This window comes from Pseudomonas tehranensis (assembly GCF_014268615.1).
Taxonomy (GTDB): domain Bacteria; phylum Pseudomonadota; class Gammaproteobacteria; order Pseudomonadales; family Pseudomonadaceae; genus Aquipseudomonas; species Aquipseudomonas tehranensis.
This window is the reverse complement of record NZ_JABWQV010000033.1, coordinates 22,511-33,893: the sequence shown is the minus strand read 5'-3', so window position 1 is coordinate 33,893 and position 11,383 is coordinate 22,511. Positions and strand designations below refer to the sequence as shown.

The window sequence follows — 11,383 nt, the reverse complement described above, 5'->3', positions numbered from 1 at the left end:
GCTGGCGTCGTAGCCAAAGTCATCGAGTAAGTCTCTTGTAGAGTCAGCTCGATGAGTTGAAGAGCCCCCGCCTAGCGGGGGCTTTTTTATTGGGTTGACACCTATCAGGGGCGTCTATAGAATTGCGCCTCCTTTTAACGGGCGTATTGCGCTCGGTGGGAATAGCAGCCGGAGTCTGAAATCCAATGCAAAATCAGCAAATCCGTATCAGGTTGAAGGCTTTTGACCATCGCCTGATCGACCAATCCACCCAGGAAATCGTGGAAACCGCGAAACGTACTGGTGCTCAAGTGCGTGGTCCAATTCCACTGCCTACCCGTAAAGAGCGGTTCACCGTTCTGGTCTCCCCGCACGTCAACAAAGACGCGCGTGACCAGTACGAGATCCGTACTCATAAGCGCGTTCTGGACATCGTCCAGCCAACGGATAAAACCGTTGATGCACTTATGAAGCTTGATCTTGCGGCCGGTGTGGAAGTGCAGATCAGCCTCGGCTAAGACTCGGTCTTGGTCGTGTAACGCTCTGAAATGGGCGGCCATAGCGGGTGAAAGCCCCGTACACTCATGAGGTTTACAACATGACTATTGGTGTAGTCGGTCGTAAATGCGGTATGACCCGTATTTTCACCGAAGAAGGTGTCTCCATTCCGGTCACGGTCATTGAGATCGAGCCGAATCGCGTCACCCAGTTCAAAACTGAAGAGACCGATGGCTATCGTGCAGTGCAAGTCACTGTCGGCGAGCGTCGTGCTTCGCGTGTAACAGCTGCTCAAGCTGGCCACTTCGCCAAGGCGAACGTTGCCGCTGGTCGTACCGTAATGGAATTCCGCCTTGAAGAAGGCGAGTACCAGGCCGGCGATCTGATCAACGCTGAAATCTTCGCTGCTGGTCAACTGGTTGATGTAACCGGTCAGTCCAAGGGTAAAGGCTTCCAGGGTACGATCAAGCGTTGGAACTTCCGCGGGCAAGATAACACCCACGGTAACTCCGTATCCCACCGCGTTCCAGGCTCTATCGGCCAGTGCCAGACTCCTGGTCGTGTATTCAAGGGCAAAAAAATGTCCGGTCATATGGGCGCTGAGCGCGTGACCGTGCAGTCCCTCGAAGTAGTGCGCGTGGACGCTGAACGCAATCTGTTGTTGGTCAAGGGCGCTGTTCCTGGCGCTACTGGCGGCAACTTGGTTGTACGTCCAGCAGCCAAGGCTCGCGGTTAAGGGGAAGCTGACATGCAATTAAATGTAAATGACGCTCAAGCGATCGAAGTTTCCGAACTGACATTTGGCGGCGAATTCAACGAGACGCTGGTTCACCAAGCAGTCGTGGCCTACATGGCTGGCGGCCGTCAAGGTAGCAAGCAGCAAAAGACCCGTTCCGACGTTTCTGGTGGCGGTAAGCGCCCATGGCGTCAGAAAGGTACTGGCCGTGCTCGTGCCGGTACTATCCGTAGCCCAATCTGGCGTGGCGGCGGTACCACTTTTGCGGCTCGTCCTCAGGATCACTCCCAGAAGCTGAACAAGAAGATGTATCGCGCAGCAATGCGTTCCATCCTTGCTGAGCTGGTGCGTACTGATCGTCTGGTCGTGGTTCAGGACTTCGCTGTTGAAGCACCGAAAACCAAAGATCTGCTGAACAAGCTGAATGGCATGGGCCTGACTGACGTCCTGATCGTGTCTGACGCTGTTGATCAGAACCTGTACCTGGCTGCTCGCAACCTGCCACACGTTGATGTTCGTGACGTGCAAGGTTCCGATCCGGTCAGTCTGATCGCATACGACAAGGTGTTGATCACCGTGTCGGCCGTGAAGAAATTCGAGGAGCTGCTGGGATGAACCAGGAACGCGTATTTAAAGTTCTGCTTGGCCCGCACGTTTCCGAGAAGGCTACGGTTCTGGCAGACAAGAAAGGCCAGTTCGTTTTCAAGGTTGCTACCGATGCAACCAAGCTGGAAATCAAGAAGGCCGTCGAAAGCCTGTTCAGCGTGAAAGTAGAGCGCGTTACTACCCTGAACGTTCTGGGTAAGAGCAAGCGCACTGCTCGCGGTCTGGGCAAGCGTAATGACTGGAAGAAGGCAGTTATCTCCCTTCAGCCAGGCCAAGATCTCGATTTCAGCAGCAGTGCTGAGTAAGGAAGGGGTGCATCATGGCAATCGTTAAATGCAAACCGACTTCCCCTGGCCGCCGTTTTGTGGTCAAGGTGGTCAACCAGGAGCTGCATAAAGGCGCTCCTCACGCACCGCTGCTCGAGAAAAAATCGAAGTCTGGTGGTCGTAACAACAATGGCCGTATTACCACTCGTCACATCGGTGGTGGTCATAAGCAGCATTATCGTCTGGTCGACTTCCGTCGCAACGACAAGGATGGCATCGCTGCCACCGTCGAGCGTATCGAATACGATCCAAACCGTACTGCTCACATCGCTCTGCTGCTGTACGCAGATGGCGAGCGTCGCTACATCATCGCCCCTAAAGGCGTGAGTGCTGGCGACCAGCTGATCGCAGGTGCCTTGGCGCCGATCAAGCCGGGCAACGCTCTGCAACTGCGTAACATTCCAGTTGGTAGCACCGTACACGGCATCGAATTGAAGCCAGGTAAAGGCGCACAGATCGCTCGTTCCGCTGGTGCTTCGGCTCAGTTGATCGCTCGTGAAGGTGTCTACGTGACCCTGCGTCTGCGTTCTGGTGAGATGCGTAAAGTACTGGCTGAGTGCCGTGCGACCCTGGGCGAAGTCTCGAACTCCGAGCACAGCCTGCGTTCGTTGGGTAAAGCTGGTGCCAAGCGCTGGCGTGGCGTTCGCCCAACCGTTCGTGGTGTTGCCATGAACCCGGTTGACCACCCACATGGTGGTGGTGAAGGTCGTACCTCTGGTGGTCGTCATCCGGTATCGCCATGGGGCTTCCCGACTAAGGGCGCGAAGACTCGTGGTAATAAGCGTACCGACAAAATGATCGTCCGTCGTCGCAAGTAAATAGAGGGATACGACAGTGCCACGTTCTCTGAAAAAAGGTCCTTTTATTGATCTTCACCTACTGAAGAAGATCGAAGTGGCGGCGGAAAAGAACGATCGCAAACCAGTTAAAACCTGGTCGCGCCGTTCGATGATCCTGCCACAAATGGTCGGTCTGACCATCGCAGTACACAACGGTCGCCAACACGTCCCAGTTCTCGTTAACGAAGACATGGTCGGCCACAAACTGGGCGAGTTTGCCGGTACCCGCACATACCGTGGGCACGTGGCTGACAAGAAAGCCAAGCGTTAAGGGGTAAGGAAATGGAAGTAGCCGCTAAGTTGTCGGGCGCTCGAATCTCCGCCCAGAAAGCCCGCTTGGTCGCCGACCAGATCCGCGGGAAGAAGGTGGGCGAAGCGCTCAACCTGTTGGCTTTCAGCAGTAAGAAAGCCGCCGAGATCATGAAGAAAGTGCTGGAGTCGGCCGTAGCCAACGCCGAGCATAACGAAGGCGCAGACGTTGATGACCTGAAGGTCAGCACCGTTTTCGTCAACGAAGGGCGTTCGCTGAAGCGCATCATGCCACGTGCCAAAGGCCGTGCTGATCGCATCGTCAAGCGGTCTTGCCATATCACTGTCAAGGTTGCTGACAAGTAACGGAGTCGAAGAGATGGGTCAGAAAGTACATCCCATTGGCATTCGCCTGGGAATCGTCAAGGAGCACACCTCCGTCTGGTACGCAGACGGTCGGACTTATGCGGACTACTTGTTCGCTGATCTGAAGGTGCGTGAGTATCTCCAAGACAAACTAAAAAGCGCGTCCGTAAGCCGTATCGATATCCATCGTCCGGCGCAGACTGCACGCATCACCATCCACACTGCTCGTCCAGGTATCGTTATCGGGAAGAAAGGTGAAGATGTTGAGAAGCTGCGTCAGGACCTGACCAAGCAAATGGGTGTGCCTGTGCACATCAATATCGAAGAGATCCGCAAGCCGGAGCTCGACGGTATGCTGGTTGCGCAGAGCGTAGCTCAGCAGCTGGAGCGTCGTGTAATGTTCCGTCGCGCTATGAAGCGCGCTGTACAGAACGCAATGCGCATTGGTGCCAAAGGCATCAAAATCCAAGTGAGCGGTCGTCTCGGCGGTGCTGAAATCGCACGTACTGAATGGTATCGCGAAGGTCGTGTGCCACTGCACACCCTGCGTGCCGACATCGACTATGCCAACTACGAAGCTCACACCACCTACGGTGTGATCGGTGTAAAGGTTTGGATCTTCAAAGGCGAAGTAATTGGTGGTCGCCAAGAAGAGCTGAAGCCACAAGCACCAGCGCCTCGTAAAAAAGCTGCTAAGTAAGGGGTACGCCAAATGTTGCAACCAAAGCGTACGAAGTTCCGCAAGCAGATGACCGGTCACAACCGTGGCCTGGCATTGCGCGGTAGCAAAGTCAGCTTCGGCGAGTTCGCGCTGAAGTCTGTTGCTCGTGGTCGTCTCACCGCTCGTCAGATCGAGTCAGCGCGTCGTGCTCTGACCCGTCACGTAAAACGTGGCGGCAAGATCTGGATCCGTGTATTCCCGGACAAGCCTGTCACCAAGAAGCCACTCGAAGTTCGGATGGGTAAAGGTAAGGGTAACGTGGAGTACTGGGTTGCCCAGATTCAGCCAGGCAAAGTCCTGTATGAAATCGAGGGTGTTTCTGAAGAGCTGGCGCGTGAGGCTTTCGCCCTGGCTGCTGCAAAGCTGCCGCTCGCCACCTCCTTTGTTAAACGGACGGTGATGTGATGAAAGCGAATGAACTTCGTGAAAAATCAGCACAGCAGCTGAACGAGCAACTGCTCGGCCTGCTGCGCGACCAGTTCAATCTGCGTATGCAGAAAGCAACTGGCCAGTTGGGGCAGTCTCATCTGCTCTCGCAAGTTAAGCGTGACATCGCTCGCGTGAAAACTGTGCTCAACCAGCAGGCAGGTAAGTAATCATGGCTGAAGCCGAAAAAACTGTCCGTACGCTGACTGGCCGTGTTGTCAGCGACAAGATGGACAAAACCATCACCGTTCTGATCGAGCGTCGCGTTAAGCACCCGATCTACGGTAAATACGTTAAGCGTTCGACTAAGCTGCACGCGCACGACGAAACCAATCAGTGCCACATCGGCGACAAAGTCACTATTCGTGAAACTCGTCCGATGGCCAAGACCAAGTCTTGGGCGCTGGTTGATGTTCTCGAACGCGCTGTGGAAGTCTAAGGGCTAGGGGTCGGAGAAATTATATGATTCAGACTCAATCCATGCTCGATGTGGCCGATAACAGCGGCGCTCGCCGTGTTATGTGCATCAAGGTGCTGGGTGGCTCCCATCGTCGTTACGCTGGTATTGGTGACATCATCAAAGTTACCGTCAAGGAAGCAATTCCTCGCGGTAAGGTGAAAAAAGGCCAAGTGATGACTGCTGTTGTAGTCCGCACTCGCCACGGTGTTCGTCGCGCTGACGGCTCCATCATCCGCTTTGATGGCAACGCTGCTGTTCTGTTGAACAACAAGCAAGAGCCAATCGGCACCCGTATCTTTGGGCCAGTGACCCGTGAGCTTCGTACTGAGAAGTTCATGAAGATCGTCTCGCTCGCCCCAGAAGTGCTGTAAGGAGATCCGACATGCAAAAGATTCGTCGTGACGACGAGATCATCGTGATCGCCGGCAAGGACAAGGGTAAGCGCGGTAAGGTGCTGAAGGTTCTCGCTGACAACCGTCTGGTTGTTGGTGGCCTGAACCTGGTCAAGCGCCATACCAAGCCTAACCCGATGTCGGGCGTACAGGGCGGTATCGTCGAGAAAGAAGCGCCACTGCACGCTTCCAACGTCGCCATTTTCAACGGCGAAACCAACAAGGCTGACCGCGTTGGTTTCAAAGTAGAAGACGGTAAGAAAATTCGTGTCTTCAAGTCGACCCAAAAAGCGGTTGATGCTTGAACACTGCTAGGTAGAAGACCATGGCACGACTAAAAGAGATTTACCGGAAGGAAATCGCACCGAAGCTTAAGGAAGAACTTAAGCTTTCGAACGTGATGGAAGTTCCGCGCGTTACCAAAATCACCCTGAACATGGGTCTGGGCGAAGCGATCGGCGACAAAAAAGTCATCGAGCACGCTGTTGCTGACCTGGAAAAGATCACCGGTCAGAAAGTCGTTGTGACTTACGCTCGGAAATCCATCGCTGGCTTTAAAGTCCGTGAAGGTTGGCCGATCGGCGTCAAAGTGACCCTGCGCCGTGAGCGTATGTACGAGTTCCTGGATCGTCTGCTGTCGATCTCCCTGCCTCGGGTTCGCGACTTCCGCGGCCTGAATGCCAAGTCCTTCGATGGTCGTGGTAACTACAGCATGGGCGTTAAAGAGCAGATCATTTTCCCGGAAATCGATTACGACAAGATCGACGCTCTCCGCGGTCTGGACATTACCCTGACCACCACTGCTCGGACGGATGACGAAGGTCGCGCACTGCTGCGCGCTTTCAAATTCCCGTTCCGCAACTGATTGGAGTAGGAAAATGGCCAAGAAGAGCATGAAAAACCGTGAGCTGAAGCGTCAGCTCACCGTTGCCAAGTACGCCACCAAGCGTGCAGCGCTGAAAGCTATCATCGTTGATCTGAACGCAAGTCCAGAAGCACGTTGGGAAGCTACCGTAGCACTGCAGAAGCAGCCACGTGACGCAAGCGCTTCGCGCATGCGTAACCGCTGCCGCCTGACTGGTCGTCCGCACGGCGTGTACCGCAAGTTCGGCCTCGGCCGTAACATGCTGCGTCAAGCTGCAATGCGTGGTGACGTTCCAGGTCTGGTTAAAGCCAGCTGGTAAGCACTGTCAATGTCTCGGTGTTCGGGGTCGCAAGATCCTGACCGCCGGTGACCTTGAACTTGAATCAAGCCCCTTTTGGGGCTTGATTCATTTGTGGGGTGTGTCTAGAATACCCGGCTCGCCTGAGCCCGTGCTTTTATCGCGCGGATGTACTCGGCGACACGTAGTAGCCGAAAGGCTAATTTTTTGTGTATTAGGAGCGTCTAGCCCATGAGTATGCAGGACCCGTTAGCGGACATGCTAACTCGTATCCGTAATGCCCAGATGGCTGAAAAGTCCGTCGTAAGCATGCCATCTTCTACTTTGAAGGTAGCTGTTGCCAAAGTCCTGAAGGACGAAGGTTACATTGCGGGTTATCAGATCAGCAGCGAAATCAAGCCACTGCTGTCCATCGAGCTGAAGTACTTCGAAGGCCGTCCGGTCATCGAGGAAGTGAAGCGCGTTAGCCGTCCAGGCCTGCGTCAGTACAAGTCCGTCGAGGATCTGCCAAAAGTTCGTGGCGGTCTCGGTGTGTCTATCGTCTCCACCAACAAGGGTGTGATGACGGATCGTGCTGCGCGCGCTGCCGGTGTCGGCGGCGAAGTTCTTTGCACTGTGTTCTAAGGGGGGATAAGCATGTCACGCGTCGCTAAGAACCCCGTTAAGCTGCCAGCCGGTGTCGAAGTCAAATTCGCAGGCCAACAGCTTTCGGTGAAGGGTGCCAAGGGCACTCTGCAACTGAACATCCATTCGTCCGTTGAGATCGTTGAAGAAGCTGGTGAGCTGCGTTTCGCTGCTCGCAATGGCGATCAACAGACTCGCGCAATGGCTGGTACCACTCGTGCGTTGGTAAACAACATGGTCCAAGGCGTAAGCCAAGGCTTCGAGCGCAAGCTCCAGCTGGTCGGTGTTGGTTACAAGGCGCAAGCAAAAGGCACAGTGCTGAACCTGGCTCTTGGCTTCTCGCACCCAGTGGATTATGAACTGCCGGAAGGCATCACCGCTGAGACTCCTAGCCAGACCGATATCCTGATCAAGGGCATCGACAAGCAGCTGGTAGGTCAAGTGGCCGCCGAGATCCGCGACTTCCGTCCACCAGAGCCGTACAAAGGCAAAGGTGTGCGCTACGCGGACGAAGTCGTCCGTCGTAAAGAAGCCAAGAAGAAGTAGGGCATAGCAAATGACCGACAAAAAAGTTACTCGACTGCGTCGCGCTCGCAAAGCACGCCTGAAAATGCACGAACTCGAAGTCGTGCGTCTCTGCGTGTTCCGCTCGTCGCAGCACATCTACGCCCAGGTCATTTCGGCCGACGGCAACAAAGTCCTGGCAAGTGCCTCGACTTTGGATAAAGAACTGCGTGATGGCGCCACTGGCAACATCGACGCGGCCACTAAGGTTGGCCAGCTGGTCGCTACGCGTGCTAAAGCCGCTGGCGTCTCGCAGGTGGCTTTCGACCGCTCTGGCTTCAAGTACCACGGCCGCGTCAAGGCGCTGGCTGATGCTGCTCGTGAAGCTGGGCTGGAGTTCTAAGTTATGTCAAATAACGACCAAAAGCGCGACGAAGGCTACATCGAGAAGCTGGTTCAAGTTAACCGCGTAGCCAAAACCGTTAAAGGCGGCCGTATCTTCACTTTCACCGCGTTGACCGTGGTAGGTGATGGTAAAGGGCGTGTTGGCTTCGGCCGTGGCAAGTCGCGTGAAGTGCCTGCTGCGATCCAGAAGGCAATGGAAGCTGCTCGCCGCAACATGATCCAGGTTGATCTGAACGGCACCACTCTGCAGTACGCAATGAAGTCTGCCCATGGCGCTTCGAAGGTGTACATGCAGCCTGCTTCTGAAGGTACCGGTATCATCGCTGGCGGCGCTATGCGTGCTGTCCTCGAAGTTGCTGGCGTTCAGAACGTTCTGGCCAAGTGCTACGGCTCGACTAACCCGGTAAACGTGGTTCACGCCACTTTCAAGGGTTTGAAAGCAATGCAGTCTCCTGAATCCATTGCCGCCAAGCGTGGCAAAAGCGTCAAGGAGATCTTCTGATCATGGCTACCGTAAAAGTTACGCTGATCAAAAGCATGACCGGCCGCATCCCTAACCACAAACTGTGCGTTAAGGGTCTGGGTCTGCGTCGCATCGGTCACACTGTAGAGGTCCTGGATACTCCCGAGAATCGCGGGATGATCAACAAGGCCTACTACATGCTGCGTGTAGAGGGTTAATCGATGAAACTCAATGATCTGAGTCCAGCGCCGGGTTCCCGTCGCGAAAAGCATCGTCCGGGCCGTGGTATCGGTAGTGGTTTGGGCAAGACCGGTGGCCGTGGCCACAAAGGTCAGACCTCCCGCTCCGGTGGCACCATTGCTCCAGGCTTTGAAGGCGGTCAACAGCCGCTGCATCGTCGCCTGCCGAAGTTCGGTTTCGTTTCCCTGAAGGCCATGGATCGCGCAGAAGTGCGTCTGTCCGAGCTGGCTAAAGTGGATGGCGACATCGTCACCGTGCAGTCCCTGAAGGATGCCAACGTGATCAACCAGAACGTACAGCGTGTGAAAATCATGCTGTCGGGCGAAGTTGCTCGCGCTGTCACCATCGGAAAGGGAATCGGCGCCACCAAAGGTGCGCGTGCGGCTATCGAAGCAGCTGGCGGCAAGTTCGAGGAATAAATGGCTAAGCAAGGTGCTCTCTCTGCGCTCGGCAAAGGCGGTATGTCTGAACTCTGGGCTCGTCTGCGTTTTCTGTTCCTGGCGATTATCGTCTACCGAATAGGCGCACACATCCCGGTTCCAGGTATCAACCCGGACCGACTCGCGGACCTGTTTCGACAGAATGAGGGGACCATTCTTAGCTTGTTCAACATGTTTTCCGGCGGTGCGCTGGAACGGATGAGTATCTTTGCTCTGGGGATCATGCCGTACATCTCGGCATCGATCATCATGCAACTGATGACCGCCGTCAGCCCACAGCTGGAACAGTTGAAGAAGGAAGGTGAAGCTGGCCGTCGCAAGATCAGCCAGTACACCCGCTACCTCACCGTCGTCCTTGCTCTTGTCCAGGCTGTTGGCATGTCCATCGGTCTGGCAGGGCAAGGCGTAGCGTTCACTGGTGACTTTGGCTTCCATTTCGTCGCGGTAACCACGTTTGTGGCGGGTGCGATGTTCATGATGTGGCTGGGTGAGCAGATTACTGAGCGTGGTGTTGGCAACGGTATCTCGATGTTGATTTTCGCAGGTATCGTCGCCGGTCTTCCGAGAGCGATCGGGCAGTCTTTCGAGTCTGCGCGTCAGGGTGACATCAACATTTTTGCCCTGGTTGCGATCGGTTTGCTGGCAGTAGCGATTATCGGTTTCGTGGTGTTCATTGAGCGTGGTCAGCGTCGTATAGCTGTTCACTACGCCAAGCGTCAGCAGGGCCGCAAGGTATTTGCTGCGCAGACTAGCCACTTGCCGCTGAAGGTGAATATGGCCGGTGTTATCCCGGCTATTTTTGCGAGCAGCATTTTGCTGTTCCCGGCTTCGCTGGGTGCCTGGTTTGGTCAGTCTGAAGGTATGGGCTGGCTGCAGGACATCTCGCAGTCGATCGCTCCTGGTCAGCCGTTGAATATTCTGCTGTTTAGTGCAGGGATTATTTTCTTCTGCTTCTTCTATACGGCGTTGATGTTCAATCCGAAAGACGTAGCGGAAAACCTGAAGAAGTCCGGTGCCTTTATTCCGGGTATCCGTCCAGGCGAGCAGTCGGCGCGCTACATTGATGGCGTTTTGACTCGTTTGACCTTGTTCGGTGCTCTCTATATGACGGCCGTTTGCTTGCTTCCCCAGTTCCTGGTGGTTGCAGCAAATGTTCCGTTCTACCTTGGCGGGACCTCGTTGCTGATCGTGGTCGTGGTTGTGATGGACTTCATGTCCCAAGTACAATCGCACCTCGTTTCGCACCAGTACGAATCCCTGATGAAGAAAGCCAACCTGAAGGGCTACGGCAGCGGCATGTTGCGCTGAGTAGCGTCCATAAGGTTCGAGGAGTTGGTGATGAAAGTTCGTGCATCGGTGAAAAAGCTGTGCCGTAACTGCAAGATTATTCGCCGCGAAGGCGTTGTTCGGGTAATTTGCAGCGCGGAACCGCGTCACAAACAGCGCCAAGGCTGAGTGTGATTGTGCTTTAAGCCCGGCAGCTAGTGCGCTGCCGGGTTGATTATTTGTTATTACAGCGATATTATCTCGCGCCCTATTTCTTGGCTTCCGGGGCGTAGGTAGCTGTCAATTGGAGTCCCACTGAATGGCCCGTATTGCAGGCGTTAACATTCCAGATAACAAGCATACTGTTATCTCGCTGACCTACATCTATGGTGTTGGTCGCACTACTGCACAGAAAATTTGTGCAGTGTCTGGGGTCAACCCAGCGGCAAAGATCAAAGATCTGAGCGACGAGCAGATTGAACAGCTGCGTGGCGAAGTGGCGAAGTTCACCACTGAAGGTGACCTGCGTCGCGAAATCAACATGAAAATCAAGCGCTTGATGGACCTCGGTTGCTATCGCGGTCTGCGTCATCGTCGTGGTCTTCCAGTACGCGGTCAGCGTACCAAGACCAACGCGCGTACCCGTAAAGGTCCGCGTAAGCCGATCCGCAAGTAATCGC

General features: G+C 54.9%; 24 protein-coding genes. All 24 read left to right on the top strand.

The genetic code is table 11. The features are described 5' to 3' along the window. Nucleotides 1-185: 185 nt before the first annotated feature. A complete protein-coding gene (gene rpsJ, locus HU811_RS08960; RefSeq protein WP_003186070.1) occupies nucleotides 186-497 on the top strand; it encodes a 30S ribosomal protein S10 in 312 nt (103 codons plus the stop codon). Nucleotides 498-577: 80 nt separating this feature from the next. Continuing rightward, complete coding sequence (gene rplC / locus HU811_RS08955) at nucleotides 578-1,213, top strand: 50S ribosomal protein L3 (protein WP_003186059.1); 636 nt, start codon at nucleotides 578-580, stop codon at nucleotides 1,211-1,213. A gap of 12 nt (nucleotides 1,214-1,225) precedes the next feature. Then, on the top strand, nucleotides 1,226-1,828 hold the full coding sequence (gene rplD / locus HU811_RS08950) for a 50S ribosomal protein L4 (RefSeq protein ID WP_003186057.1): 603 nt from the start codon (nucleotides 1,226-1,228) through the stop codon (nucleotides 1,826-1,828). Further along, nucleotides 1,825-2,124, top strand: a complete 300-nt coding sequence (rplW, locus tag HU811_RS08945) for a 50S ribosomal protein L23 (RefSeq protein WP_002555488.1) — start codon at nucleotides 1,825-1,827, stop codon at nucleotides 2,122-2,124. The genes rplD and rplW overlap by 4 nt, the downstream gene beginning before the upstream one ends. 14 nt (nucleotides 2,125-2,138) lie before the next feature. Then, nucleotides 2,139-2,963, top strand: a complete 825-nt coding sequence (rplB, locus tag HU811_RS08940) for a 50S ribosomal protein L2 (RefSeq protein WP_003186055.1) — start codon at nucleotides 2,139-2,141, stop codon at nucleotides 2,961-2,963. Between the two features lie 16 nt (nucleotides 2,964-2,979). Next, nucleotides 2,980-3,255 carry a 30S ribosomal protein S19 gene (gene rpsS, locus HU811_RS08935; RefSeq protein ID WP_002555486.1) on the top strand — a complete coding sequence of 92 codons (276 nt, stop codon included), beginning with the start codon at nucleotides 2,980-2,982 and terminating at the stop codon, nucleotides 3,253-3,255. Nucleotides 3,256-3,266: 11 nt separating this feature from the next. Then, nucleotides 3,267-3,599, top strand: a complete 333-nt coding sequence (gene rplV, locus HU811_RS08930) for a 50S ribosomal protein L22 (RefSeq protein WP_003103908.1) — start codon at nucleotides 3,267-3,269, stop codon at nucleotides 3,597-3,599. Nucleotides 3,600-3,612: 13 nt separating this feature from the next. Continuing rightward, nucleotides 3,613-4,299, top strand: a complete 687-nt coding sequence (gene rpsC / locus HU811_RS08925; protein WP_003176422.1) for a 30S ribosomal protein S3 — start codon at nucleotides 3,613-3,615, stop codon at nucleotides 4,297-4,299. Nucleotides 4,300-4,311: 12 nt separating this feature from the next. Further along, nucleotides 4,312-4,725: a 50S ribosomal protein L16 gene (rplP, locus tag HU811_RS08920; RefSeq protein ID WP_003186052.1), complete on the top strand. Its 414-nt coding sequence runs from the start codon at nucleotides 4,312-4,314 to the stop codon at nucleotides 4,723-4,725. Beyond that, entirely contained in the window at nucleotides 4,725-4,916 is a 192-nt protein-coding gene (rpmC, locus tag HU811_RS08915; RefSeq protein WP_002555481.1) for a 50S ribosomal protein L29, read from the top strand. Before rplP ends, rpmC begins: the two co-directional genes overlap by 1 nt. A 2-nt stretch (nucleotides 4,917-4,918) precedes the next feature. Then, nucleotides 4,919-5,185: a 30S ribosomal protein S17 gene (gene rpsQ / locus HU811_RS08910; RefSeq protein WP_003194644.1), complete on the top strand. Its 267-nt coding sequence runs from the start codon at nucleotides 4,919-4,921 to the stop codon at nucleotides 5,183-5,185. Between the two features lie 23 nt (nucleotides 5,186-5,208). Then, a complete protein-coding gene (gene rplN / locus HU811_RS08905; protein ID WP_002555479.1) occupies nucleotides 5,209-5,577 on the top strand; it encodes a 50S ribosomal protein L14 in 369 nt (122 codons plus the stop codon). Nucleotides 5,578-5,588: 11 nt separating this feature from the next. Next, nucleotides 5,589-5,903, top strand: a complete 315-nt coding sequence (rplX, locus tag HU811_RS08900; RefSeq protein ID WP_003186046.1) for a 50S ribosomal protein L24 — start codon at nucleotides 5,589-5,591, stop codon at nucleotides 5,901-5,903. A 20-nt stretch (nucleotides 5,904-5,923) separates the two neighbouring features. Next, nucleotides 5,924-6,463, top strand: coding sequence for a 50S ribosomal protein L5 (rplE, locus tag HU811_RS08895; protein ID WP_003186044.1), 540 nt, complete (start codon nucleotides 5,924-5,926; stop codon nucleotides 6,461-6,463). Nucleotides 6,464-6,476: 13 nt separating this feature from the next. Beyond that, on the top strand, nucleotides 6,477-6,782 hold the full coding sequence (gene rpsN / locus HU811_RS08890) for a 30S ribosomal protein S14 (protein ID WP_003186042.1): 306 nt from the start codon (nucleotides 6,477-6,479) through the stop codon (nucleotides 6,780-6,782). A 210-nt stretch (nucleotides 6,783-6,992) separates the two neighbouring features. After that, nucleotides 6,993-7,385, top strand: coding sequence for a 30S ribosomal protein S8 (gene rpsH / locus HU811_RS08885; protein ID WP_017848802.1), 393 nt, complete (start codon nucleotides 6,993-6,995; stop codon nucleotides 7,383-7,385). Nucleotides 7,386-7,397: 12 nt separating this feature from the next. Next, entirely contained in the window at nucleotides 7,398-7,931 is a 534-nt protein-coding gene (gene rplF / locus HU811_RS08880; protein WP_003186039.1) for a 50S ribosomal protein L6, read from the top strand. 10 nt (nucleotides 7,932-7,941) lie between these two features. Next, the gene (gene rplR / locus HU811_RS08875) at nucleotides 7,942-8,292 is read left to right on the top strand and encodes a 50S ribosomal protein L18 (RefSeq protein WP_003186037.1); all 351 of its coding nucleotides are present in this window, start codon (nucleotides 7,942-7,944) and stop codon (nucleotides 8,290-8,292) included. A 3-nt stretch (nucleotides 8,293-8,295) separates the two neighbouring features. After that, the gene (gene rpsE / locus HU811_RS08870) at nucleotides 8,296-8,796 is read left to right on the top strand and encodes a 30S ribosomal protein S5 (RefSeq protein ID WP_003186035.1); all 501 of its coding nucleotides are present in this window, start codon (nucleotides 8,296-8,298) and stop codon (nucleotides 8,794-8,796) included. Nucleotides 8,797-8,798: 2 nt separating this feature from the next. After that, nucleotides 8,799-8,975, top strand: a complete 177-nt coding sequence (gene rpmD / locus HU811_RS08865; RefSeq protein ID WP_003186033.1) for a 50S ribosomal protein L30 — start codon at nucleotides 8,799-8,801, stop codon at nucleotides 8,973-8,975. A 3-nt stretch (nucleotides 8,976-8,978) separates the two neighbouring features. Further along, nucleotides 8,979-9,416: a 50S ribosomal protein L15 gene (gene rplO / locus HU811_RS08860; protein ID WP_003186032.1), complete on the top strand. Its 438-nt coding sequence runs from the start codon at nucleotides 8,979-8,981 to the stop codon at nucleotides 9,414-9,416. Next, nucleotides 9,417-10,745, top strand: coding sequence for a preprotein translocase subunit SecY (gene secY, locus HU811_RS08855; RefSeq protein WP_047229771.1), 1,329 nt, complete (start codon nucleotides 9,417-9,419; stop codon nucleotides 10,743-10,745). It abuts the gene before it with no gap. 30 nt (nucleotides 10,746-10,775) lie between these two features. Beyond that, a complete protein-coding gene (gene rpmJ / locus HU811_RS08850; RefSeq protein WP_002555468.1) occupies nucleotides 10,776-10,892 on the top strand; it encodes a 50S ribosomal protein L36 in 117 nt (38 codons plus the stop codon). Nucleotides 10,893-11,022: 130 nt separating this feature from the next. After that, entirely contained in the window at nucleotides 11,023-11,379 is a 357-nt protein-coding gene (gene rpsM / locus HU811_RS08845; RefSeq protein ID WP_047229770.1) for a 30S ribosomal protein S13, read from the top strand. Nucleotides 11,380-11,383 lie beyond the last annotated feature (4 nt).

Coding starts and splice junctions, on each gene's coding strand:
- rpsJ (WP_003186070.1), top strand. CDS start 186: ATGCAAAATCAGCAAATCCGTATCAGGTTGAAGGCTTTTGACCATCGC.
- rplC (WP_003186059.1), top strand. CDS start 578: ATGACTATTGGTGTAGTCGGTCGTAAATGCGGTATGACCCGTATTTTC.
- rplD (WP_003186057.1), top strand. CDS start 1,226: ATGCAATTAAATGTAAATGACGCTCAAGCGATCGAAGTTTCCGAACTG.
- rplW (WP_002555488.1), top strand. CDS start 1,825: ATGAACCAGGAACGCGTATTTAAAGTTCTGCTTGGCCCGCACGTTTCC.
- rplB (WP_003186055.1), top strand. CDS start 2,139: ATGGCAATCGTTAAATGCAAACCGACTTCCCCTGGCCGCCGTTTTGTG.
- rplV (WP_003103908.1), top strand. CDS start 3,267: ATGGAAGTAGCCGCTAAGTTGTCGGGCGCTCGAATCTCCGCCCAGAAA.
- rpsC (WP_003176422.1), top strand. CDS start 3,613: ATGGGTCAGAAAGTACATCCCATTGGCATTCGCCTGGGAATCGTCAAG.
- rplP (WP_003186052.1), top strand. CDS start 4,312: ATGTTGCAACCAAAGCGTACGAAGTTCCGCAAGCAGATGACCGGTCAC.
- rpmC (WP_002555481.1), top strand. CDS start 4,725: ATGAAAGCGAATGAACTTCGTGAAAAATCAGCACAGCAGCTGAACGAG.
- rpsQ (WP_003194644.1), top strand. CDS start 4,919: ATGGCTGAAGCCGAAAAAACTGTCCGTACGCTGACTGGCCGTGTTGTC.
- rplN (WP_002555479.1), top strand. CDS start 5,209: ATGATTCAGACTCAATCCATGCTCGATGTGGCCGATAACAGCGGCGCT.
- rplX (WP_003186046.1), top strand. CDS start 5,589: ATGCAAAAGATTCGTCGTGACGACGAGATCATCGTGATCGCCGGCAAG.
- rplE (WP_003186044.1), top strand. CDS start 5,924: ATGGCACGACTAAAAGAGATTTACCGGAAGGAAATCGCACCGAAGCTT.
- rpsN (WP_003186042.1), top strand. CDS start 6,477: ATGGCCAAGAAGAGCATGAAAAACCGTGAGCTGAAGCGTCAGCTCACC.
- rpsH (WP_017848802.1), top strand. CDS start 6,993: ATGAGTATGCAGGACCCGTTAGCGGACATGCTAACTCGTATCCGTAAT.
- rplF (WP_003186039.1), top strand. CDS start 7,398: ATGTCACGCGTCGCTAAGAACCCCGTTAAGCTGCCAGCCGGTGTCGAA.
- rplR (WP_003186037.1), top strand. CDS start 7,942: ATGACCGACAAAAAAGTTACTCGACTGCGTCGCGCTCGCAAAGCACGC.
- rpsE (WP_003186035.1), top strand. CDS start 8,296: ATGTCAAATAACGACCAAAAGCGCGACGAAGGCTACATCGAGAAGCTG.
- rpmD (WP_003186033.1), top strand. CDS start 8,799: ATGGCTACCGTAAAAGTTACGCTGATCAAAAGCATGACCGGCCGCATC.
- rplO (WP_003186032.1), top strand. CDS start 8,979: ATGAAACTCAATGATCTGAGTCCAGCGCCGGGTTCCCGTCGCGAAAAG.
- secY (WP_047229771.1), top strand. CDS start 9,417: ATGGCTAAGCAAGGTGCTCTCTCTGCGCTCGGCAAAGGCGGTATGTCT.
- rpmJ (WP_002555468.1), top strand. CDS start 10,776: ATGAAAGTTCGTGCATCGGTGAAAAAGCTGTGCCGTAACTGCAAGATT.
- rpsM (WP_047229770.1), top strand. CDS start 11,023: ATGGCCCGTATTGCAGGCGTTAACATTCCAGATAACAAGCATACTGTT.